Here is a 22,058-nt window from a genome sequence, read left to right on the forward strand (position 1 = left end):
TCTGACAATCCTTGCCAGACGTGAATCACTCCCACTCGATTGTGCCGGGCGGCTTTGACGTCACGTCATACACCACGCGATTCACGCCCTTGACCTCATTGATGATCCTTGTCGCGGTCGCACCGAGGAATTGCATGTCGAACGGATAGAAGTCCGCGGTCATACCGTCGGTCGACGTCACGGCGCGCAGGCCAACGACATAGTCATAGGTCCGGCCGTCGCCCATCACTCCGACCGTCTTCACCGGCAGCAACACGGCGAACGCCTGCCAAATCTTGTCATAAAGCCCGGCCTTGCGGATCTGGTCGATATAGACGGCGTCGGCCTCGCGCAGGATATCGAGCTTTTCGCGGGTGATCTCACCGGGGCAACGGATCGCGAGACCCGGCCCCGGGAACGGATGACGGCCGACGAAAATCTCCGGTAACCCCAGTTCGCGCCCCAGTACGCGCACTTCATCCTTGAACAGCTCGCGCAGCGGCTCGACCAGTTTCATGTTCATGCGGGCCGGCAGGCCGCCGACATTGTGGTGCGACTTGATCGTTACCGAAGGGCCGCCGGTGAACGACACGCTCTCGATCACATCGGGATAAAGTGTGCCCTGGGCCAGGAAGTCAGCCGATCCTTTTCCCAAGGCTGCGATCTTTTTTGCTTCCGCCTCGAACACGTCGATGAAGAGACGGCCGATGGTTTTACGCTTCGCTTCCGGATCGGTAACGCCAGCAAGCTCACCCAAGAATTTCTTCGACGCATCAACATGGACCAGCGGAATGTTGTAGTGATGGCGGAACAGATCCACCACCGTCTTGCCCTCGTCCTTGCGTAGCATGCCGTGGTCGACGAACACGCAAGTGAGCTGATCGCCGATCGCCTCATGGATCAGGATCGCCGCTACCGAGGAGTCGACACCGCCGGACAGGCCGCAGATCACCCGCCCCTTGCCGACCTGCGCCCTGATCTTTTCGATCGCCTCCTCGCGGAACGCGCGCATGGTCCAGTCGCCTTTCAACCCGGCGACCTTGCGGACGAAATTGCGGATCAGTTTTGCCCCGTCGGGGGTATGCACCACCTCGGGATGGAACTGCATCGCGTAGAACTTGCGCGCGTCGTCGGCGATCACCGCGATCGGCGAGCCCGGCGCTTTCGCCACGGCCCGGAAGCCCTCGGGCAGCTTTGTTACCCGGTCGCCATGGCTCATCCAGACATCGTGTGTGCCGCCCTTCTCCCAGACGCCGTCGAACAGCACGCAGGCATCGGTGACCTCGATGACAGCGCGGCCGAATTCGCGATGATGGCCGGCCTCGACCGTGCCGCCGAGCTGTCGGGCCATTGTCTGCTCGCCATAACAGATGCCGAGTACGGGCACACCGGCCTTGAAAATCGCCATCGGTGCCGCGGGCGCCTCCTTGTCGAGCACTGAGGCCGGCCCACCGGACAGGATCACCGCCTTCGGCTTCATCTCAAGAAAGGCTGCTTCTGCCTTCTGGAAGGGTACGATTTCAGAATAGACGCCCTCCTCCCGCACACGCCGCGCGATCAGCTGCGTGACCTGAGAACCGAAATCGATGATGAGAATCTTGTCGTGCGCGGAGATCGCGTGAGGGGAATGCTCGGCGGACGGAAGCGCGGATGAACTGCCTATCATGGCAAGCAAATACGCGAGCGGCTGCGGGGTCGCAACGGGGAAAGGAAGAGAACACACACGCTTCCGCCTCTCCCCATGCGACCAGGGGGGTGGCGCGCTCCCTATCCCTGTCGCCGCATCACCGAAACGAAAAACCCGTCCGTTCCCGTCCGCCGCGGTGTCATCAGAAGCCCCTCGTCCGACAAATAAACCGCTGCGAGAAAATCGTCTGTCTTGTCCCACAACACGGACGCGGTCTGCGACGGCGGTATCACCCTAAAATCTGAATGCCGGTCGATAAACTTAAGGATTTGCTCGCCATTTTCCTGCGGCAATACCGAACAAGTGACGTAAGCGATACGTCCGCCCGGTTTGACAAAAGCGACTGCCCGATCAAGTGCTTCGGCCTGATCCTTCAAACGTATGTCGAGCGCACCGGGCCGCATCCGCCATTTCGCGTCGGGATTGCGCCGCCAGGTGCCAGTCCCAGTGCAGGGCGCATCGATCAGCACCAGATCGGCCGACTCCCTGATATCGGACAACGGTTCGGCTTCCCATTTCGGGGTCCGGACCTCTGCGTTATGCACCCCAGCGCGGGACAGCCGCTCATGGATCGGCGCAAGCTGCCGCTTGTCGCGATCGGTCGCGATAAGACGGCCCCTGCCCTGCATCATGGCGGCCAGCGTCAGCGTCTTGCCACCAGCGCCGGCGCAGAGATCAATCACCTGCTCGCCCGGCTTGGCTCCGGACAGCAGCGCCGCGATTTGTGAACCCTCGTCCTGCACCTCGACGGCACCCTTGACGAATTCTTCCTCGGCCTGAATGCCGGGATTGCGCGCATCTGCGCCCAGCATGATTCTCAAGCCGAACGGCGACCACGGCGTCGCCGTCACGCCGAGATGTCGCAGCGATCCCAAAACCTTCTCGCGTTTTGCTTTCAGCGTGTTGACCCGCAAATCCAGCGGCGCGCGGCGCGCCATCGCGGCCGTCTCCGCCGCGCGATCGTCGCCGAACGCCTCGATTAAGTAAGGGTCGAGCCATTCCGGATAGTCGCCAGCGACATGGGCGGGCGCGTCCAGCAGCGAGCGCGAGGTCAACGCCTGCCGCTCCCCATCGGTCAGCGGTCCGGGCGCAAAACGGCTGCCGTCGCATAGCGACGCGATAGCGTCGGTATCCATGCCGCGCTCCAGCCTCAACATTCCGAACAGACGGCCGCGTGGGGTGTCGTCATCCATGATCCAGGCGCTGGAAGCCTGACGACGCAACATGTCGTAGACCAGTCCGGAGACTGCGGCACGATCACCGGAGCCCGCGAAGCGGTGTGCGGTGCCCCACTCCTTGAGCGCCTTCGCGGCCGGTACCCGCTGGTTGTCGATAGCTTCAATCACTTCGATTGCTGCGGAGAGCCGCGCGGCGGGTGTCATGGTCGACTTCCGATCTTGGCGGCGACGCCTACACGAGCATCATGCGGAGCGCGAAATAAATCCACATGACCAGCAGCACCACCACGCCCACGAACCACGCCAATCCCCGCTGTGGCACATTGTTCGAGGTCACGAAGATGCCGGCATGCACGAACCGGGTGATGACGAATACCCACGACAACACCACGATGACAAGATCGGCGTGACGAAGCGGTAGCGCCAACGCGATCAGGATGTAAAACAGTACTGGTATTTCGAACTGGTTGCTGAAGCAGTTTGCAATCTGCGTGGGGCGTGCGGACCAGTTCGGCTCGCGCAGCGCGATATCTTCGAACCGGGTCTCCCCCAACCTCAAAGACCTCGTCCGTGCAACGGCCATTCCCATCAGCAAGGCGAACGCCAGCCCGACCAACACGAAAACGGGCAAAAGCACCGCTTGAACAGACATCTCGTTGCCTCTGGATTGCGCCGCGACTTGGCAAGGACGGGATAAACTCAGGCCGCAATCGTGGCCAGAACCTTGTCGAAAGCAGCAGCGGCGGCTTCCAGATCATCGAACATGAGCGCGCCGTCGGCGGACTGCTTCTGGCCGTGGTTGTCGCGGATGGCATCAACCGGCGCGCCACCGTCGAGCATCGCCTGCGGCGCGATCACGAAGAACTTGTGTTCCGACATGTCCTGATTCTTGGGCAGGAACACACCGAGGGAGACGATATCGTTGCCGCGCCGATAGGAGATGTAGCGATCGACCGCGACGAATCCCGCGCGCTGCAATCCACCGAGCTTGGCCAAGCCATCGCCACCAACCAGCTTGTGCGCCCGGAAGCCCTTGACGCCGGCTGACTTCGCCTTCGCGGTTTCTTCCGACAGATCGTATTTCTCCGCCATTCGCCGGCCGATGGCAGCAAGCTGCGACGACATCTCGTGCTCAAAATCCTTCAGACCGGTGCGCGCTTTTGCAGCCTTCCGCGGCTTCAGGGCATTTCGTTTTTCGAGCTCCGCCTGGCATCGCGCGACAAGATCATCGACCGATTTCCGCTCTGCATTCGCCAGCAGGTTTTTGAGACCGGAATCTGAGAGCTCCCCAATTCTGTCGTCTGTCCAATCGACCATGTTCTTAGATTCTCTTGTGATGGTCCGTTAATGTCATTTCCGGAAAACGGCGCAACGAAAGCGCTATCCCCGGGCAGGAAATCTCGGCAGTACACAGTAACCCGTTTTCGCGCCGCTGTGCGGCTCAATTTGGGCGATTTACCCTCACCAAGGCGCGAGTTCGTTTCATTTTGCGAGTGCTGCGCGTAAACTTTCGATTGAGGATGCTAGCTGCCGCCTGGATAGTTCGGGCTTTCGCGCGTGATCGTGACATCGTGGACGTGGCTTTCGCGCAAGCCCGCGCCGGTGATGCGGACGAAACGCGCCTTGCCATGAAATTCGGCGATGTTGCGCGCGCCGACATACCCCATAGCCGCGCGCAGGCCGCCAGCAAGCTGGTGCATGACGTTGCCGACGGGTCCCTTATAAGGCACCTGTCCCTCAATGCCTTCCGGAACGAGCTTCAGCGTATCCTTGATGTCCTGCTGGAAATAGCGGTCCGCTGATCCCCGCGACATCGCTCCCACCGAACCCATGCCGCGATAGGCCTTATAGGAGCGACCCTGCCACAGGTACACCTCGCCGGGCGTTTCGTCGGTGCCCGCCAGCAGGGAGCCGACCATGACGATGTCCGCACCGGCGGCGAGCGCCTTGGCGAGATCGCCGGAATACTTGACGCCCCCGTCGGCGATCACCGGCACGTCGGCCTTACTCGCCGCCTCGACCGCATCCATGATGGCGCTGAGTTGCGGCACGCCGACGCCGGCAACGATACGGGTGGTACAAATCGAGCCCGGACCGATGCCGACCTTGATGGCGTCGGCACCGGAATCGATCAGCGCCTGCGCGCCTTCCGTCGTGGCGATGTTGCCCGCGATGACCTGTACAGCGTTCGACAGCCGCTTGATGCGGTTGACCGCTTCCAGCACGCGGCTGGAGTGACCATGCGCGGTGTCCACGACGATCAGATCAACGCCGGCATCGATCAGTCGCTCGGTGCGTTCGAAACCGCCTTCGCCGACCGTGGTTGCCGCAGCGACCCGCAGCCGGCCTTGCGCGTCCTTGCTAGCCAGCGGATGCGCCACCGCTTTTTCCATGTCCTTGACGGTGATGAGACCGACGCAGCGGTACTGCTCGTCGACGACCAGTAGTTTCTCGATGCGATGCTGGTGCAACATCCGCTTGGCTTCTTCCTCGCTGACGCCCTCACGCACCGTCACGAGGTTTTCGTGCGTCATCAGTTCGGAAACTTTCTGCCGCGGGTCAGTCGCGAAGCGGACGTCACGGTTGGTGAGAATGCCGACAAGCTTGCCCGGAGAGGCCCCGCTGCCGCCGGTCGTCACCGGAATGCCTGAAAAGCCGTGATCGCTCATCAGGGCCAGCGCGTCGGACAGCATCGCGTCCGGACCGATCGTCAGTGGATTGACCACCATGCCGGACTCGAATTTCTTCACCTGCCGCACTTGCGCGGCCTGGCCTTCCGCATCGAAATTGCGATGGATGACACCCAGGCCTCCGGCCTGCGCCATCGCGATCGCCATGCGCGCCTCCGTAACGGTATCCATGGCGGAGGCCATGATCGGGATGTTGAGCGGAATGGCGCGGGTAACGCGGGAGCTGATATCGGCTTCGGAGGGCAGGATGTCGGACGCACCGGGTTTGAGCAGGACGTCGTCGAACGTGTAGGCTTCTTTGATATCCCGAAATCCGTTTCCAAGCGCCATCGCCAACTCCATTGGGCGGCGCGGTCGCCGCGAAACCCATCAGGATGGAATGGCCGGTCGGCGACGCCCTAGCGTCGCCGACGAATTAAGTTCCATCGAATGGATTGGCGGTGGTCGATAGCACGGCAATCCCGGGAATCAAAGCGTCTGGCTGCCATGCAGGGGCTTTTCCCGTCCGTTCAACGCGGATAGTTCGGAGGCGGCCCATGCTCCCGGATCGCGTCGACCACCTCACGGTGCCGGCGATCCTCCCGCTTCATGTAGACAGCAATCACGGCGTGCGCTGACGGCACCAGGAAAAGGACGGGGAAAATCCACCCGAAAATGACGCAAAACACGATCACGACCACGTTCAGGATTGCCGAGAATGGCTGACCGTTGAACAGCAGTCCGAGCGGCGGCAGCAAGGCAGCGAGCACATAGATCATCGTTGGCCCTCCCAAACACACCAAGGATTTAGGAACGCTTGGCCGCTCCGCAATAGCGCGCCGGCCCAAATCGGTGCTACAGCCCGCCTCCCATCCGCTTGCCCTCAGCACTTGCATGAACAAAGAACGCCTGATCCCGCTGATCGTCGCCGCCGCCCTGTTCATGGAAAACATGGACTCGACGGTGATCGCGACATCGCTGCCGGCGGTCGCCGCCGACATCGGCACCAGCCCGCTGACCCTGAAGCTCGCGATCACGTCCTACCTTCTGTCGCTGGCAGTATTTATTCCGGCAAGCGGCTGGACCGCGGACCGGTTCGGTGCGCGCTCCGTCTTCAGCGCGGCCATCGTGGTGTTCATGATCGGCTCAATCGGCTGCGCGCTATCCTCATCGGTGACGGATTTTGTGATCGCCCGGACCCTGCAAGGGCTGGGCGGTGCAATGATGACGCCGGTCGGCCGGCTGGTGCTGCTGCGTTCGATCGACAAGAGCGCGCTCGTCAACGCGATGGCATGGGTGACGGTGCCCGCCCTGATCGGGCCGGTGATCGGTCCGCCGCTGGGCGGCTTCATCACCACCTATTTCTCATGGCATTGGATTTTTCTGATCAACATTCCGGTCGGCCTGGTCGGTATCTTCATGGCGCAGCGCTACATCGACCCGATCCGCAGCGACAATCCCGAACGCTTCGACCTTTACGGAATGGTGCTGGCGGGCGTGGGGGTCGGCGGCATCGCCTTCGGGCTTTCAGTCGCCGGTCTCAACCTCCTGCCATGGACGGTTGTAGCTGCGTTGATCGGGGTCGGGTCGGTCTCGATGGCGGCCTATATGATGCACGCAAGACGCACCGACTCCCCGGTGCTGGATCTCACTCTGCTGCGCCTGCCGACGTTCCGGGCCAGCATGTATGGCGGGTTCCTGTTTCGCGTCGGCGTCGGCGCGCTACCGTTCCTGCTGCCGCTTCTGATGCAGGTTGGCTTCGGCCTGTCGCCGTTCGGCTCTGGGCTCGTGACATTTTCATCGGCGGTCGGCGCCATGGGCATGAAGACACTCGCCGCCCGCATCATCCGCGCCTTCGGCTTCCGCAACATCATGACTGTCAACGCGGTCGTCAGTTCCGTCTTCCTCGCCGCCTGCGCGCTGTTCACTATCACGACGCCGCTGCTGCTGATCATGATCATTCTGGTCGTCGGCGGTTTCTTCCGCTCGTTGCAATTTACCGCGATCAACGCCCTCGCCTATGCGGACGTCGAGCCGGAACGAATGAGCCGCGCGACCACGCTCGCCAGCGTCAGTCAGCAACTGGCGATTTCGACGGGCGTCGCCATCGGCGCGTTCTCGGTTGAAGCCACGATGCTGTACCATCACAGCACGGAATTGACAGCAGCCGATTTCGGCTCTGGATTTCTCGTCGTCTCCGTGCTTTCAGCGATGTCCACTTTTTATTTCGTGCGGATGCCCGCCGATTCCGGCCATCAGGTTTCCGGTCGGCGCATGGTGGTCATTTCCGATCCTACCCGGGAATCCGAGGCTGAGGAGGAAACCTCTCGCGAAACAGTTACCGCCCGCGATCAGAAGCTGAGCTGAAGCACAACAGGTTTGCGGTTCTGACCCGCTTTAAGCTCGATTAGCGGCCGTCATAGGCGGCCGCCCGCGAAAGCCTGTCGCCACGACATAGCGTTCCGATGAATCCTGCCGGCTCGCAGCGGGCTTCACATGCCGGACCGTATGAAAGTCGCGTTTGAGCTGCGAAAGCAGACCGGCGTCCGCCCCGCTCTGGAAGACTTTTGCAATAAACGTCCCGCCGGGCCGCAGCACGTCGACCGCAAATGCCGCCGCGCTCTCGACGAGACCTACGATCCGGAGCTGGTCCGTCTTGCGATGGCCGGTAGTGTTGGCGGCCATATCGGAAAGCACAATATCCGCGCCCCCGTCCATCATCGCGAGCAGCTTGTCGGGGGCACTGTTGTCAAGGAAATCGAGCCGGGCAAACGTCACGCCGACGATCTCCGGCATCTCCAAAAGATCGATGGCAATCACTTTACCTTTGCCTTCGGCGACACCGACACGCTTTGCAGCCACCTGGCTCCAGCCGCCGGGCGCCGCGCCGAGATCGACCACCGCCAGCCCGGGTTTCAGGAAATGATACTTGTCGTCCATTTCGATCAGCTTGAAGGCCGCGCGGGAACGCCAGCCTTCACGCTTCGCCTGCGCCACATAGGGATCGTTGAGCTGCCGCTCCAGCCAGAGCTTGGACGACAGCTTTCGTTTACCGCCGGTCTTGACGGTCACGTGCAGCCGGCCGGTGGTATCTTTCGCCATGTCTAACCATCCTGCCCGGACTTGCACAACCTCCCGCGCGCCGACAGGCTGGAAGACGTTAAGCGGAAATCTTGCGACATTCCTCGGCGCAGGTCTTGCAAGAGTCGCCGCACGCCTTGCATTCTGCCACATCCGGAAATTTCTCGCATTCCTTCTGACAGTCCACGCACACCTGCGCAATGACCTTGGCAAGAGCGGGAACGTAGGACGAGTTGACGGCTGCCAGCGTCCGCAATGCGCCGCATGCGGCCATCATCTGATAGGTCGCGTTCGTACAACCGGCCATGCTCGTGTCCTTCATGCTCAACATGCCGAGGCAATGCCGCATGCACGCCTCTCCCTTGGAGACGCAATGATTGGTCGCCTCCTCGAGAGCTTTGTATTTCGTGGGATGCATCGATTCGGCTGGCGCCGCACTTGCGGGGACGGCGAAGGCCTGCGCCGCCGATAAAACTGCTGCCGCAGTCCCCATGGTAGCCACGAATTCACGACGGTGCATGATTATCTCCTCGCTGATTGAATCGATACCATCTTGGAACCTTACGACAGTATAATCCCGACCGCCTCACATCAAGCGGACGCGATAGGGTGCGAGACGACCGGCGGACCCGCCACTTTCCCAAACCGGCGTTTCTCATGTAAGTCTCTGTGGCCCGCGAACGCGCGTGCGCGGACGCCCATGCCTGAGAACGGAATATGTCGTGAGAAAACTTATCTTCAGGTGCGCAGTCGTAGCCGCGACCACGGTGATGACCCTCCATCTCGAGAGGGTTGAAGCTTTCTTTCCTGGAGACCATCCGGTCGCCGGGGTTCCGCACACACAGCTCTTGCTGGTTCAGGCTCAAGAACCGTCGAATGGCTTTTATCGAGGGGTTGGAGTTGTGACGGCGATCAATCCGGCGACCGGCTCGCTGACGATCAACCACCAAAAAATCGAGGGCTTAATGCCAGCGATGGAAATGCTGTTCCAGGTCGATCCGCGCACATTGAGCGATCACGTGAAGCCGGGCGACAAGGTCGAATTCCAACTCGAAGGTAAGACCTATACAATTCGAGATATCAAAGTTATCGAGCCTGCCAAATGAGTTTCCTCAATCGCCGCCGCCCGGCGGCCGCGCTCCCATCCCGATTACCTTGAATTCTACCTCGATTCTACCAGCGTGCTCGAACTGCAAGGCACCTCGAACCTTCTCTTCCGCAGCCAGCGGATGCAAGAGGCCCACGAACATGATGTGAAGTCCGCCCGGCTTTGCCTCAATGGAACTTCCTGGTGGCAGATCGATGCCCGTCAGCTGACGCATTTTCATGATGCCGCCCTCGAGCACGATATCGTGAAGCTCGAAACCCGTTGCAGCCTCCACCGAGCCACCGAGAAAGCGGTCAGGCAAGCTCCCACGGTTTTCAACGACGAGATAGCCAGCGCCGACTTGCGCTCCCGCCGGCGTCGCTCGCGACCACGGGCGCGAAATCACAATATCACCTGCTTTGAAATCCTCCGCCGAGGCGGCTCTCGCGGTTGCCAGCAAAGCACAGGCGACCGCAACGCAGAAGAGTTTCGATGTCATTGACCCTGTTTCACTCATGATGAACTGCCAATGAAAAAGATCGAGCATTGCCTGATCTCCGTCAAGCCGCCGTCCATATCAGAGCCGCGATTCCGAATAGCCAGATTCCGATCTGGTTCAGCAACAATCGATAATGCAGGGCATAGACGAACTCCATGATCGCCTCGGCTGTCGGCGGCCAGGAATTTCCCCGCATGCGGCGCGCCAGCTCCCGCCCTGAATACGGGGTCCAGAATGATAACACTGAACGGCGTGTCATCCGGCTCTCGCTCGGCACGGTGGCGCACCCAAGCCACATAGCTATGCTCGGGCGTTCGTGTCAGATCGACACTGTCGATAAAGACGCCCGGCGCGTGCAGGAGCGCGCGCTCCCGCAACTCGAACGGATCGATCATGTCGCGCCCATCGGCTTCGGCATGCATCAAATCGAGCTGAAGCCAGCCGTTCAACTCGTTAAAAAAGCCAGAAGACTTCCGGTCGTACCGGCGATAACGAGAAAGAACGCAAGATAGAGGCCGACGTATCGATGGACCAACACCCAGAAGCGTCTGCGCATCGCGAACCCATTCATGGCAATCTGTGAGCGGCGAACGCGCACGCTGGTCCGGCGCGCGCTCCGGTCGCAGAGTCCTCGTTCAGTGCTCGAACCTCAACCGGGCGATGAAGGTGCGCCCCGGCGCAGGCAGTACTCCCGGCGTATACGTGGCGCTTGCGTAGTACCTTTCATCGAACAGGTTGGTGACGTTGAACTGCGCCGTCGCCTTTCCGAAGCCGGTATCCCAGCTATAGGATACGTTGGTGTCGACACGAATGTAGTCGCCGATCTTGAACGTGTTCTCGTTGTTGCCCCATCGGTTGTTTGCCGCGAAAGCGCCCGCGCCAAATCGCCACCCCGACGGCAGACTGTACTGAAGCCAGATGCCGCCCTGGTGAAGGGGGATGTTGTACAGTCTATGCCCGACGTTGCCCGGATCGCCGGTGGGCGTCGTGTCCTTGGTGATGCGCGCATCGGTGTAGGCATAGTTGGCCATCACCTGAAGGCGTTCCGTCAGATGTCCGGCGACGTCCACCTCGACGCCACGTGAGCGTGCCTCGCCAATCTGATTAACAAAAGTCGGGTTCCCCGGTATGGGCGTTACGATGTTGGTTCTGGTCAGATCGTATGTGGCCACCGTAGCGTTGAGGCGGCCATCAGACGTTTGAAACTTCGCGCCAGCCTCGTATTGCCTGGCTTCAGTCGGATCGGGCAAGGAGCCATCCAAAAGCCTCCCAAATCCGACAATGGGACCGAACGATTCCGAATAGCTGGTGAACAGGGCGACCTCCGGCGTGACCCGGAAGTTAATGCCGGCGCGGGGCTTGAAGACGTCGAACGCCTTGGCGTCCATCGGCGTGGACGGCGGACAGCCCGTCGCGCCGCCGCTCAATGCACATGATCCGCTACCGGCATTGCTCCAGTCCCAGCGGCCGCCGGCAATCAGATCCAGCCTGTCGAACAAGGTCACCTGGTCCTGGAAGCTGACAGCGCGCCACTCCGTAAAGGATGGCGCTCCGATCGTCAGCGGAAGGTCAGCGACTTCCCGCCAGCTCTGGTAGACCGGGTTCTGAATATTGAGCGGGCGAACGATCGCTGGATCGGTTGTGCCGTTGCGGCCCGAGTTTTGTTCGCTGTGGTAGGACTCGGCGCTTGCGAACAGGCGGTTGCGGATGTCTTGCGTGATCTGGGTGTCGCCCGTGATCGACGCCTCGACGAAATGGCTGTCGGAAACACCGACGAACTTGGAATAATAAATGTCGGTGAAACCGGGAGCCACGAGCGATCCACCCGGCTCGGAATCGTAAGACAGCGTCACGTCATGGTTGAAGGTCCCGCGTACTTTCGCAGTCCAGCCTTCGGCGAGCTTCTGTGTCAAGATCGCATCGACCAGATGAGTTTCGATTACGCTAGGGGGCTGATCTTTCAGTCCATAAAAGCGGCTGCGCGGAACGTCCGGGATCACATTATTGTATACGGGAATGCCGAGGTCGAAGACCTGCTCCATGCGCCTGTATTCGTAGTTCACATAAAGCTCGGTGGTCGGCGTCACGTCCCAACTCATGGACGGCGATAACAGAACGTTCCGAGAGTCAACGAAATCACGGAACGAATCGCGATCCTCGAACGCCGCGATGGCGCGATAGCGCAGCGAGCCGTCCTTTGTGAGCGGGCCGGTAGCATCTGCGGCGGTGCGATAGCCGAGATTGCTGACTTCCTGCAGGATCGAGTAATATGGCGTCGCAAGCGGCTTTTTGGTTATCATGTTGATCAGGCCGCCGGGATCGATGCGTCCGTAGATGCCGCCCGCCGTTCCCTTCAACACTTCGACCCGATCGATATTCGCGAAGTCGAACCTGGAATTCCGGAACGGCGCGCCATCCCGGTAGATCCATCGATCAAAACCCTGTGCGAAGCCGCGCAGCGTGATTCCGTCGTAAACGCCTTGACGGTCGATCTGCACTCCGCTGACGTTCTTCAGCGCTTCGCTGATCGTCGTCACGGCCTGGTCTCTGATAATGTCGCTCGGAACGGTTTGGATTGAATACGGCGTCTCAAACACCCGCCCGTTCATCTTGGTGGCGCTGGTGGCGTAGGGCATCGCGTAACCCTTACCGACGCTGTCGCCGGTTCGGGTGCCGAAACCGGTCCCCTTCTCCGCTAGCGCCGCGGCAGCCGGCGCATCGGTGCGCGCGGGCTGGCTGGACGTTGCGATAGCCCGCGCCACCGGCCTGGCTGCGGTGCGTTTCAGTTTGCGCTTCGCAACCTGGCTCGTAACCACCGTGATCGGCGGCAGCGTGACGCCCTCACCTCGCGGCGCGGGCCGTTCCTGCGCCGCGGCGCCATTGACCACAAAGGAAATCGCGACAGCAGACGTTGCGCGCGCCGCACAGCAGCGCACGAACAAACGGATAGACATGACTTTTCTCTCTCCGAGACGGAAAACAGAAGCACTTCTGGTGCAGTTTGTTTTGGCTCAGGAGATGTGAGGAGGACCGCGCGCCTGCGCGTGGGAGTCGATCGCGAATGGCGGCAACCCAAAGGCCAGACCGCGCCACACAACGGCGGTTGCGTCACGCGCGATGTTGACGGCGACGGCTTGGGGGTCGGCGGGCGGTGTCGCGGCGTGGACGACGCAATACAATGCACAGCAGGCGCTATGAGTTTGCTGCGAGTCGGTCTCACGGTCTTGCTGAGAGCTCGCATCGGGAGCGACCGAACATATCGCACCTGCCAGCGGATCGGCGGCGATTATGCTGAATGCCAGGGACGACGCGATTGGCGTGAATGTCTGCACCAGCATCGCAAACATGGCAATTGGAAGAAATCGTCCCAGCCACCGACGCATAATCCCTCAACCTTTCCGCCACCCGCTCAGGTTTCTTGAGAGTTCAGCGCAGATCTCCCTCATCTTGTTTCGATCATCTGGCTTCCGAACCATTTCTTTATCTTGGCGAGATCGACAATGCCCTCAACCGTCGTGACTTTGCCATCGCGCGCAATCAACATCGTTCGAGGGATGTCGCCTTGCCAGCTGGGATCGATCTCATAACGCAGTCGTTCGACGAAACCGTCGCTGAAGGTCCAGTTCTCGACCGAAGATAGTCCGGCCTTATGCAGCATTGAGAGTGCAGCTTCGCGCGGGTTCGGAACGAGATCGGCATTGACCGTTACGACGTCGACACCCGGATTGTTTCTGACGAAACTCCCGAGCAGCGGCAGCTCAACCTTGCAAGGGCCGCAAGTGACGCCCCAGAAATTGACCATCATTGGACGGCCGGCATGCGCATCGAGAATGGTTTGCCAGCTTCCGCGCTGGAACGAGCGCAATTGATCGTGCGCCGCGAGGGGGTGCGAGAGAAGTGTCAGAGCAAACACGAACAGCCACAAGTAACGCTTCATGGCGCGCCCTCGATCGGCATGATGTGGTAGCCGTCGGCCTTGGTCATCCAGGACAAGAAGACCTCGCGTCCATTCCCGACAAGCAAAGGATGATCAGACGCGTCAACTGTCTCAGCAACGACCTGCGGTTGCGACCAGTTTTCCCCATCATCGACGGACTTTATAAGCTTCACGGTTGTCTTCTCGCCGTCGAACTCTTTCCAGACAATCGCGGTGCCAGAGGCGCTCGCTAAGACGTAGGGGCGTGACGCGCTCCGGTCCGGCCTGCCAAGAGCCATGGGCTCGGAAAACGTCTGTCCGCCGTTCGTCGAGCGCGCATAGAACAAACCCTTTCGAGCTTCGCCGCTGGTGAACCAGACCGCGTGATAGATTCCCTTCGGCGAAATGGCGAGGCTCGGCCCCTGGTGCGGGCACGCCTCGGTCTTCCAGTTGTCTTGACTGACGCGATGGATCTCTCCCGGCGTAGCTGGATCCCCGAGGGTGACGATCGCGTGGTCCCGAACGCTGCCCGGGAAGATATTGCGAAACAGTACGGCGGGCCGGCCAGAACCCGCAAACGCAACGGATATCCGGCAGCACTCGCAAGTGCTGTCCTTCAACATGCGAGCCTCGGTGTACGACCCGCCGCCGTCCTTCGACCATGCGAAGAACAAAGCCGCTCCCTTATACGTTTGATTGGCCGCGCGCGCTTGCGCCCGGTTGCGTTTGTCGAGCCAGGCCACGAAGACCGAACCGTCGGCATCCAGTGCGAGCTGCTCGAAGCGTTGGCTTTCCTTGTTCGATGTAATGGATTCCGGCTTGCTAAAGCTGTGACCTCCATCAACCGAGCGTGTGTACAGCACCTCGCCGTTGAAGTTCTTGTCCCTGAAAATCGAAAAGGCGATGGCGATCCGGTTGTGCTGGTCAACGACCATCTTGGGACGCGCATCAGGTCCCCAATCGAGATCAAGCGGCCGATCAACGACCGCGACTGGCGCTGAAAAGGTTTTTCCACGATCCTTGGAGCTCGCCACCAGTATGCGCCCACCTGCCATCCACGCCAGCCACAAGGTCCCGTCTGGGGCGAATGCCGGCGTAACCTTGGTCGCGCATCGCAGTTCGGTCGTATCACAGGCAGCCTCTGATACGTGGTGATGGCTCATCTGCGCGTTTGCCACGCCCTGGCAGAGGATCGCGATCGCAGCGACGATTGCTGTTCTGATCATAGTCAGCCCACCTTTGCTACCGAAACGCAAATCTCATTCCGGCGATGAACATGCGTGGCGATCCGGCATAGATGGAGCCGCCGGTGTTAGCCAAAACGCTCGCGGGGTTTTGAACGCCCGCTCCGGTTACCGTGTTCGCGATGTTATTGGCGGACGCTACATATGTCCTGTCGAAGACGTTCCGCACCTCGAAATAAGCATGAAGCGAGTTAAGATACTCGGATTGCAGGGGCGTGTCGTAGTGCAGATTGAGATTGACGAGTTCGTAGCCGGGCGCTTTCAGGAGATTGGCATTGTCCATATAGAATGCGTCCCTCCACTGAAACTCGACGAATGCGCCAACGCCTTTCAGGGCGCCCGAGAGCTGGTCGTAGGAAAGCCTTGCCGTCAGCTCGTTCGGCGAAATACCGGGAATCTTGTTGCCCGCGCGATTGAAACCGAAAACGGCACCATTGGTGATATTCTCGGTGTAGCTCGTGTAGATCTGGTCGAGATAGGTATAGGCGGTGGTCACACGCCAACTTGGCAGGAAACGCCATTGCGCCAAGAGTTCGAAGCCACGGTGCTCGGATTTCGGGGCGTTGAACGTATAGCTTGAGTTGGGCGAGCCGAGGGGCGTTGCCTGCGTGACCAGTTCGTCGCGGAAAAACTCGTAGAAGCCTGTCGCGCTTACCCTGACCGTGGGGTCCGGCGTCCAGTCAAAGCCGAGATCGTAGCCGAGATTCCTTTGGGGATTGAGCTGCGTATTGTTGCCGTTCTGACCGTTTGGCAGCACGAACAGGTTGCCGACCTGTGGCGTTCCATAGCCGGTCGCCACCCGCGCACGGAGAAGCCAGTCTTTGTCCGCGCGGTATTGAAGCGCGAATTCCGGCGCGGTGTTCTGGAATTGGCGATCCGTGCTTCTGATGGTCGTGGTCGTAATACCCGTTGGCCCGGTATAGGTGTAAGCTGTATTGACGCCGTTTAAATGGGTTGTCTCCCACCCGATCCCCGCAATAGCGGTCCATGCGTTGGTGAGCCGCAGTTCTTCGCGCGCACGGACACCATAGTTGGTGTGCTCTCCGGTGACGTTCGACTGTAACTGACCGCGCGTTCCTCCAGGCGCCACATTGTATGTGTCACCCGACCAACTCAGGGTGTTGTAAAACGCGCCAAGGTAGCTGGTGGAATCCATTCCCAGGAGATCGCTCCGCCTGACGAGGTCGCTCATGAAGTTATAGGATGGGTAATCGCCGATCGCGCTCGTGGCGCCGGTCGGCTGGTTGATATTGCGATCGTCGAACACGAATTGGTTGCGCCAGGTGGTCTGGTTATCGAAATCATGCTCCCAGCGTCCGCCCACGATCGTCCGGCGATCGTCGCGGCCGAGCCTGGCCTGCTCGGCCGTTTGGCGACTGGTCCCGTTGGCTGTGTTGAAGCCGTTATTGAACAACGTAATCGTGCCGCAGCCGGGAGCGGCCGTTGCGGCCGTTTCACAGCCTCGCTGAAAGGGGTTGATGTAGAATTGATTGAGTGAGGACCGGATCGGGAGGCGCGTATCCAGCGTGTTGTTGATCAGCTTGAATGTGAAACGATCGTCCGGCGTCGCCTGTAGTGTCCCCAGGAAATTCACGGTCTGAGTGTTGAACCAACTGTTGCCCAGAAAACCATCGCTACGCGCGTCACTTGCGAACAGAGAGCCTTCGAAGTTTCCGACTTTCTTGCCGGCAGTCAGATAGTTGTTGAGGTATCCGTAGCTCCCGCCATCGACGCCGTACTCGACGCCGTTGATGTCGGCGCCGCGACGGGTCCTGAAGTTCAGCGCACCGCCGGTCGCATAATTGCCGTAGAGTGCGGACGACGGCCCCCGAATGACGTCGATGGCCCCGTAGGCGCGAGGATCGATCAGGTCGCTGCGGGACAGTCCATCAGGCTGGGTGACCGGGAAGCCGTCATCAAAGATCACCAGATTGCGAATGGCGAAGCCGTTGCGCGCGTTCGACCCGCGAATCGAGATGCCGAAGTCCCTGGGACCGTTCCCTTGCTTGATGGAAATGCCGGGACTGTCGCGCAACACGTCGGCCACGGAGAACGCGGGCCTGTTGGCGAATAGATCGCGGCCGATCGTTGTCTGGGGCTGTCCGGTCGGCGCCTGATGAAGGATCGCAAGTTGCGCATCTGTGGAGACTGGCGACGGCCTTACGACGACGGCCGGCTGCGGCCGGGGAGATGATCTCGGAGCGTCGCGGTGAGCGACCGACCGCTTTTTGCGCGGACTGGCCTGGGCACGGCGCGGGGCTTCGACCGTGATGCCCGGAAGTGTCTGGGCGGCAGTCTGAGCGGCAGCATCGCTGCAAACAGCGAGCAACGCCGAATGCAATGCGAGCGCGCCAGCGCCCGAAAAGAAACGAGAGCAAAACATAGGATATTCCCGATGCGGGCGATCGCCCTGAGCATTTAATCAAACAGACCGGATCACCGCCGCAGTCACGGCGATCGTGCGGATTTGCTGAATCAGGAAATAGCCGGAGGAGCACGCGCCTGCGCGTGGGAGGCAACCGCGAATGGCGGCAACCCGAATCCCAAGCCGCGCCAGACGACGGCGGTTGCGTCACGTGCGAAGCTGACAGCAGCCGCTTGCGAGTCGGGAGGTGGGGTTGCGGCGTGGACCACACACAACGTACAGCAGACGCCGTGTGTCTGCTGAGGGTCGGTCTCACGGTGTTGCGGAGAACTCGTATCCGCGGCGGCATGCGAACATATCGCACCCGCTAGCGGGGCGGCAGAGACGGTGCTGAATGCCAGGCATGCGGCAATGGGTGCAAATATCTGCACCAGCATCGCAAACATGACGATCGGAAGAAATCGCCCCAGCCGCCGACGCATAATCCCCAGCCTTTCGCTGCCGGGAACTATCATGCCGGAATTCGGGTGTCTAGACGACCCTCTCGATTTCGGCCCATCGAATTCAAATCGGTAGGGGCTGTTCGGGATAGATTACCGGGTCACGCCCGGCAATCCGGAGAAACATCCTTTTGGTGGTCAGCTCCGTTGAGTGCGCCATCTTCGCGCATCATTTCGACCAGCATACCCTCCCGCAGACCACGATCCGCTACTCGCAGACGCGGCAAAGGAAAGGCTCGTCGAATGGCATCCAGGATGGCGCAGCCCGCCAGAACCAGGTCGGCACGCTCAATCCCGATGCAGCCGTTTGCCACCCGTTTTTCATAATCCATGCCGCAGAGCCGCGCGATGACCTGGGTCACCTCGATATCGTTCATCCAGATACCGTCAACCTTGCGGCGATCGTAGCGCGCCAGGCCGAGATGGAGACCGCCAAGCGTCGTCACCGTGCCCGAGGTGCCGAGAAGGTGCATTCCGTAGAGATCGCGGCCATGGGCAGCCGCAAACACCGCAAGATGGCCGGTGACCTCATTCACCATGGAAGCGTAAGATTGCGGCGTTATGTCGTGCCCGCCAAAACGCTCAGCTAGCGTTACGACACCAACCGGAAGCGACATCCAAGCCATGGTGCGCAGGTCGCCTTCGCGACGGCGCTCTATGCGAACGAGCTCCGTCGAGCCGCCGCCGATGTCGAACAGGATCGCGCCGCTCGCTTTCGGATGAACCAGCGGCGAGCAGCCGATTACCGCAAGTGCGGCTTCCGTCTCCCGATCGATCACCTCGAGCTGAATGCCCGTGGCGGCAGCAACGCGGGTACGAAAATTCTCGGCGTTCGACGCCGCCCTGCACGCCTCTGTCGCGATCAGCCGCAGGCGGCCCGCTTTCCTGACGCGGATCTTGTCGCGGCATATGGCGAGCGCGGCGATAGTCCGCTCGATCGCCGCCTCGCTGATATGCCCGGTCGATGAGATGCCTTCGCCTAGCCGGACAATTCGCGAAAACGAATCGATCACGCGAAAACTGCCGCCTGTCGGAGAGGCGATCAGCAACCGGCAATTGTTGGTGCCGAGATCGAGGGCAGCATAAACGCCGGCATCGGCGCTCGGCGAAGAACGGATAGCGCTCGCCGCGGTCATCGCGGCTTCCAATCCCAGAAAGCTGTCGCGCGATCCGGTATCAACGCAACGCTGGATATCATCATCCATGTATCCGTCTTTCCGCGGCCACTCGAGCGGCCTACGAGACAATATTTTTCCGGAAGTTTAGCAGCGCAGACCGCGAGCGCAACCGCCCATAGACTCCTAGGTCAGGGTCATTCGGATCGCCGGGACGATTTGACCGAGCAAACAGGAAAACATCAAAAGCCAAGCGCAATTTTACAACTTCCCCGCTCTATTGCGTCGCAAAATCAATTTCGTACAACCACAGATATATCGTTGACGGCAGCATGCACCCTCTTGTGCGCCAATCGAAGGCTTTGGCTCGCCCGCTCGCAATCCTCCCTCACATGGAGTAACACGCGCTGCCATGATGTCCGCGCAGCAGATGATCCGCCATTGACCTCCATTCGCATCTACGTTGACGCCGATGCGTGTCCGGTGAAGGACGAAATTTATCGCGTCGCGGTACGTCACAGCGTACCTGTCATCGTGGTCGCAGGTACGTATATCCGTGTGCCTGACGACCCCTTGATCGAGCGAATTGCGGCCGGGCCGGGCATGGATGCTGCCGATGACTGGATCGCAGAACGCGCCGGCAAGAATGATATCGTCATCACCGCGGATATTCCGCTGGCGAGCCGCTGCGTCAAGGCGGGCGCTAGCGTGATCGCGCCGAACGGAAAGCCATTCACGGAGCAGTCGATTGGGATGACGCTCGCAGTCCGCAACCTGATGACCGACCTACGCGCGAGCGGCGAAGTGACGGGTGGCCCGCGCTCGTTCCAGCCACGCGACCGCTCCGCATTCCTGTCGGAGCTCGACAAAGCCATCCGCCGTATCCAGCGCACCTGCGCGACACAGCAGGGTTGAGACGATGGCGCCGCCGCTGATTCAGCTAAAAGATATCGCGCTGACATTTGGCGGCACACCGCTGCTGTCCGGCGTCGAACTCACGGTATCGGAATCCGAACGGCTTTGCTTGGTCGGTCGTAACGGCTCCGGCAAATCAACACTCTTGAAGATTGCGGCAGGCCTCATGGCGTCTGACGGCGGCAGCCGCTTCGTGCAGCCCGGCGCCACCGTACGTTATTTGCCGCAGGAACCGGATTTCTCCGGCTTTGAAACCACGCTCGCCTATGTCGAGGCTGGGATGGGCCCCGGCGACGATCCCTATCAAGCGCGCTATCTGGTCGAACAGCTCGGCCTCACCGGCGCGGAGCATCCCGCGCATCTTTCCGGTGGAGAAGGCCGGCGCGCTGCGCTGGCGCGCGTGCTGGCGCCCTCGCCCGACATCCTGTTGCTTGATGAACCGACCAACCATCTCGATCTCACCACCATCGAATGGCTGGAAGGTGAACTCGGCGCGCGGCGCGGCGCGCTGGTTCTCATCAGCCATGACCGGCGCTTCCTGGCCAATCTTTCGCGCAGCACCGCATGGCTCGATCGCGGCCGGGTCCGGCAGATCGACCGAGGCTTCGCGAATTTCGAGGAATGGCGCGACGAGGTTCTGGCCGAAGAAGAGCGCGACCAGCACAAGCTCGACCGCAAGATCGTAGCCGAGGAACACTGGCTGCGTTATGGGGTCTCGGGCCGTCGCAAGCGCAACGTCAAGCGGCTCGCTGGTCTCCATGAACTGCGTCGGCAACGTCGCGATTATCGCGGCACAGCCGGCAGCGCGAACCTCGCCGCGGCCGAGGCCGACAAGTCCGGGAAGCTCGTCATCGAGGCAAAGGGCATCGGGAAGTCCTATGAGCGAACGATCGTCGATCAGTTCTCAATCCGCATCCAGCGCGGCGACCGCATCGGCATTGTCGGTCCCAACGGCGCAGGCAAGACCACGCTGATCAACATGCTCACTGGAGCCGAGACGCCAGACGGCGGCACGATCCGGCTCGGCGCCAATCTCGAAATGGCGACGCTTGACCAGCACCGAGAAAGCCTCGACCCGAAATCGACGCTCATGGAGGCGCTGACCGGGGGGCGCAGCGATCACGTCATGGTTGGTGGAAAGCCGAAGCACGTCGTCAGCTACATGAAGGATTTTCTGTTCGCCCAGGAGCAGATGCGAACTCCGCTTGAGGCGTTGTCCGGCGGGGAGCGCGGACGCCTGATGCTGGCACGCGCGCTGGCAAAGCCATCCAACCTGCTGGTGCTGGACGAGCCGACCAACGATCTCGATCTGGAAACGCTCGACGTGCTGGAGGACATGCTCGGCGACTATGAGGGCACCGTCATCCTCATCAGTCACGACCGCGACTTTCTGGATCGCGTCGTGACCTCGGTGATCGTCCCCGAAGGCAATGGCCGCTGGGTCGAATACGCCGGCGGCTATACTGACATGCTAGCGCAGCGCGGCGCCGATCTGAAGCGCGAGGCGCCGAAATCCACTCCGGCATCTGAAACAGAGCGTTCTGCGAAGAACGCACCTGCAGCCACCGCCCCTGGCAAGCGACGGCTCAGCTTCAACGAGAAACATGCGCTCGAGACGCTGCCGAAATCCATCGCAAAACTTCAAACCGAGATCGCAAAGCAGCAGCAACACCTTGACGATCCAGACCTCTATGCGAAGGATCGCGCAGCCTTTGACAAGGCTTCCGGCGCGCTGGCTAAGGCGCAGACAGAGTTGCAATTAGCTGAGGATCGCTGGCTCGAATTGGAAATGCTCCGCGAGGAGATCGAGGAAGCCTGAGAGC

General features: G+C 60.8%; 21 protein-coding genes. 4 read left to right on the forward strand and 17 right to left on the reverse strand.

The annotated features are described in order from the left end of the window. Positions 1-25: 25 nt before the first annotated feature. From guaA to B2M20_RS11315, 6 genes are all read right to left on the reverse strand, one after another. On the reverse strand, positions 26-1,645 hold the full coding sequence (guaA, locus tag B2M20_RS11290; protein WP_079447138.1) for a glutamine-hydrolyzing GMP synthase: 1,620 nt from the start codon (positions 1,643-1,645) through the stop codon (positions 26-28). Between the two features lie 101 nt (positions 1,646-1,746). Continuing rightward, on the reverse strand, positions 1,747-3,048 hold the full coding sequence (locus B2M20_RS11295) for an RsmB/NOP family class I SAM-dependent RNA methyltransferase (protein ID WP_079447139.1): 1,302 nt from the start codon (positions 3,046-3,048) through the stop codon (positions 1,747-1,749). Positions 3,049-3,076: 28 nt separating this feature from the next. Then, the gene (locus tag B2M20_RS11300) at positions 3,077-3,496 is read right to left on the reverse strand and encodes an MAPEG family protein (protein ID WP_079447140.1); all 420 of its coding nucleotides are present in this window, start codon (positions 3,494-3,496) and stop codon (positions 3,077-3,079) included. Between the two features lie 47 nt (positions 3,497-3,543). Then, positions 3,544-4,161 carry a hypothetical protein gene (locus B2M20_RS11305; protein ID WP_079447141.1) on the reverse strand — a complete coding sequence of 206 codons (618 nt, stop codon included), beginning with the start codon at positions 4,159-4,161 and terminating at the stop codon, positions 3,544-3,546. A gap of 206 nt (positions 4,162-4,367) precedes the next feature. Then, positions 4,368-5,864, reverse strand: a complete 1,497-nt coding sequence (gene guaB / locus B2M20_RS11310) for an IMP dehydrogenase (protein WP_079447195.1) — start codon at positions 5,862-5,864, stop codon at positions 4,368-4,370. Between the two features lie 179 nt (positions 5,865-6,043). Further along, a complete protein-coding gene (locus B2M20_RS11315) occupies positions 6,044-6,292 on the reverse strand; it encodes a hypothetical protein (protein ID WP_079447142.1) in 249 nt (82 codons plus the stop codon). Positions 6,293-6,407: 115 nt separating this feature from the next. On the opposite strand from B2M20_RS11315, the gene B2M20_RS11320 reads away from it, so the two are divergent. Continuing rightward, a complete protein-coding gene (locus B2M20_RS11320; protein WP_079447143.1) occupies positions 6,408-7,880 on the forward strand; it encodes an MFS transporter in 1,473 nt (490 codons plus the stop codon). A gap of 30 nt (positions 7,881-7,910) precedes the next feature. Here the strand turns inward: B2M20_RS11320 and B2M20_RS11325 are convergent, their stop codons facing one another. Beyond that, the gene (locus B2M20_RS11325) at positions 7,911-8,615 is read right to left on the reverse strand and encodes an RlmE family RNA methyltransferase (protein ID WP_079447144.1); all 705 of its coding nucleotides are present in this window, start codon (positions 8,613-8,615) and stop codon (positions 7,911-7,913) included. A 58-nt stretch (positions 8,616-8,673) separates the two neighbouring features. Continuing rightward, positions 8,674-9,114 (reverse strand): four-helix bundle copper-binding protein, encoded by a 441-nt coding sequence (locus B2M20_RS11330; protein WP_079447145.1) that lies wholly within the window; start codon positions 9,112-9,114, stop codon positions 8,674-8,676. A 250-nt stretch (positions 9,115-9,364) separates the two neighbouring features. On the opposite strand from B2M20_RS11330, the gene B2M20_RS11335 reads away from it, so the two are divergent. Next, positions 9,365-9,700 (forward strand): copper-binding protein, encoded by a 336-nt coding sequence (locus B2M20_RS11335; protein ID WP_079447146.1) that lies wholly within the window; start codon positions 9,365-9,367, stop codon positions 9,698-9,700. Positions 9,701-9,706: 6 nt separating this feature from the next. On the opposite strand, the gene B2M20_RS11340 is transcribed toward B2M20_RS11335, so the two are convergent. From B2M20_RS11340 to B2M20_RS11380, 9 genes are all read right to left on the reverse strand, one after another. Further along, entirely contained in the window at positions 9,707-10,228 is a 522-nt protein-coding gene (locus tag B2M20_RS11340) for a copper chaperone PCu(A)C (RefSeq protein WP_244553496.1), read from the reverse strand. Beyond that, complete coding sequence (locus tag B2M20_RS20850; protein WP_079447148.1) at positions 10,195-10,629, reverse strand: hypothetical protein; 435 nt, start codon at positions 10,627-10,629, stop codon at positions 10,195-10,197. The genes B2M20_RS11340 and B2M20_RS20850 overlap by 34 nt, the downstream gene beginning before the upstream one ends. A 186-nt stretch (positions 10,630-10,815) precedes the next feature. Then, entirely contained in the window at positions 10,816-13,134 is a 2,319-nt protein-coding gene (locus tag B2M20_RS11350; protein WP_079447149.1) for a TonB-dependent siderophore receptor, read from the reverse strand. 57 nt (positions 13,135-13,191) lie between these two features. Then, a complete protein-coding gene (locus tag B2M20_RS11355; protein ID WP_079447150.1) occupies positions 13,192-13,563 on the reverse strand; it encodes a DUF2946 family protein in 372 nt (123 codons plus the stop codon). A 59-nt stretch (positions 13,564-13,622) separates the two neighbouring features. Continuing rightward, on the reverse strand, positions 13,623-14,117 hold the full coding sequence (locus B2M20_RS11360; protein WP_079447151.1) for a TlpA family protein disulfide reductase: 495 nt from the start codon (positions 14,115-14,117) through the stop codon (positions 13,623-13,625). Then, positions 14,114-15,322: a sialidase family protein gene (locus B2M20_RS11365; RefSeq protein WP_079447152.1), complete on the reverse strand. Its 1,209-nt coding sequence runs from the start codon at positions 15,320-15,322 to the stop codon at positions 14,114-14,116. Before B2M20_RS11365 ends, B2M20_RS11360 begins: the two co-directional genes overlap by 4 nt. Positions 15,323-15,338: 16 nt before the next feature. Beyond that, positions 15,339-17,723: a TonB-dependent receptor family protein gene (locus B2M20_RS11370; protein ID WP_087881166.1), complete on the reverse strand. Its 2,385-nt coding sequence runs from the start codon at positions 17,721-17,723 to the stop codon at positions 15,339-15,341. A 92-nt stretch (positions 17,724-17,815) separates the two neighbouring features. Next, positions 17,816-18,187, reverse strand: a complete 372-nt coding sequence (locus B2M20_RS11375; RefSeq protein ID WP_079447197.1) for a DUF2946 domain-containing protein — start codon at positions 18,185-18,187, stop codon at positions 17,816-17,818. 119 nt (positions 18,188-18,306) lie between these two features. After that, positions 18,307-19,410, reverse strand: coding sequence for a Ppx/GppA phosphatase family protein (locus B2M20_RS11380; protein ID WP_079447153.1), 1,104 nt, complete (start codon positions 19,408-19,410; stop codon positions 18,307-18,309). Positions 19,411-19,761: 351 nt separating this feature from the next. Between B2M20_RS11380 and B2M20_RS11385 the strand changes: the two genes are divergently transcribed. Beyond that, positions 19,762-20,235, forward strand: a complete 474-nt coding sequence (locus tag B2M20_RS11385) for a YaiI/YqxD family protein (protein WP_079447154.1) — start codon at positions 19,762-19,764, stop codon at positions 20,233-20,235. Between the two features lie 4 nt (positions 20,236-20,239). Beyond that, the gene (locus B2M20_RS11390; protein ID WP_079447155.1) at positions 20,240-22,054 is read left to right on the forward strand and encodes an ABC-F family ATP-binding cassette domain-containing protein; all 1,815 of its coding nucleotides are present in this window, start codon (positions 20,240-20,242) and stop codon (positions 22,052-22,054) included. Positions 22,055-22,058 lie beyond the last annotated feature (4 nt).

Origin of the sequence: Nitrobacter vulgaris (assembly GCF_002028545.1) — a bacterium.
In the GTDB taxonomy this organism is placed as follows: domain Bacteria; phylum Pseudomonadota; class Alphaproteobacteria; order Rhizobiales; family Xanthobacteraceae; genus Nitrobacter; species Nitrobacter vulgaris.

Bases quoted from the DNA above. Each gene is read 5' to 3' on its own strand.
- B2M20_RS11375 (WP_079447197.1), bottom strand. From the start codon at position 18,187: ATGCGTCGGCGGCTGGGGCGATTTCTTCCGATCGTCATGTTTGCGATG.
- B2M20_RS11370 (WP_087881166.1), bottom strand. From the start codon at position 17,723: ATGTTTTGCTCTCGTTTCTTTTCGGGCGCTGGCGCGCTCGCATTGCAT.
- B2M20_RS11380 (WP_079447153.1), bottom strand. From the start codon at position 19,410: ATGGATGATGATATCCAGCGTTGCGTTGATACCGGATCGCGCGACAGC.
- B2M20_RS11350 (WP_079447149.1), bottom strand. From the start codon at position 13,134: ATGTCTATCCGTTTGTTCGTGCGCTGCTGTGCGGCGCGCGCAACGTCT.
- B2M20_RS11300 (WP_079447140.1), bottom strand. From the start codon at position 3,496: ATGTCTGTTCAAGCGGTGCTTTTGCCCGTTTTCGTGTTGGTCGGGCTG.
- guaA (WP_079447138.1), bottom strand. From the start codon at position 1,645: ATGATAGGCAGTTCATCCGCGCTTCCGTCCGCCGAGCATTCCCCTCAC.
- B2M20_RS11295 (WP_079447139.1), bottom strand. From the start codon at position 3,048: ATGACACCCGCCGCGCGGCTCTCCGCAGCAATCGAAGTGATTGAAGCT.
- B2M20_RS11360 (WP_079447151.1), bottom strand. From the start codon at position 14,117: ATGAAGCGTTACTTGTGGCTGTTCGTGTTTGCTCTGACACTTCTCTCG.
- B2M20_RS11325 (WP_079447144.1), bottom strand. From the start codon at position 8,615: ATGGCGAAAGATACCACCGGCCGGCTGCACGTGACCGTCAAGACCGGC.
- guaB (WP_079447195.1), bottom strand. From the start codon at position 5,864: ATGGCGCTTGGAAACGGATTTCGGGATATCAAAGAAGCCTACACGTTC.
- B2M20_RS11320 (WP_079447143.1), top strand. From the start codon at position 6,408: ATGAACAAAGAACGCCTGATCCCGCTGATCGTCGCCGCCGCCCTGTTC.
- B2M20_RS11355 (WP_079447150.1), bottom strand. From the start codon at position 13,563: ATGCGTCGGTGGCTGGGACGATTTCTTCCAATTGCCATGTTTGCGATG.
- B2M20_RS11390 (WP_079447155.1), top strand. From the start codon at position 20,240: ATGGCGCCGCCGCTGATTCAGCTAAAAGATATCGCGCTGACATTTGGC.
- B2M20_RS11315 (WP_079447142.1), bottom strand. From the start codon at position 6,292: ATGATCTATGTGCTCGCTGCCTTGCTGCCGCCGCTCGGACTGCTGTTC.
- B2M20_RS11330 (WP_079447145.1), bottom strand. From the start codon at position 9,114: ATGCACCGTCGTGAATTCGTGGCTACCATGGGGACTGCGGCAGCAGTT.
- B2M20_RS11335 (WP_079447146.1), top strand. From the start codon at position 9,365: ATGACCCTCCATCTCGAGAGGGTTGAAGCTTTCTTTCCTGGAGACCAT.
- B2M20_RS11305 (WP_079447141.1), bottom strand. From the start codon at position 4,161: ATGGTCGATTGGACAGACGACAGAATTGGGGAGCTCTCAGATTCCGGT.
- B2M20_RS11365 (WP_079447152.1), bottom strand. From the start codon at position 15,322: ATGATCAGAACAGCAATCGTCGCTGCGATCGCGATCCTCTGCCAGGGC.
- B2M20_RS11340 (WP_244553496.1), bottom strand. From the start codon at position 10,228: ATGCTCGATCTTTTTCATTGGCAGTTCATCATGAGTGAAACAGGGTCA.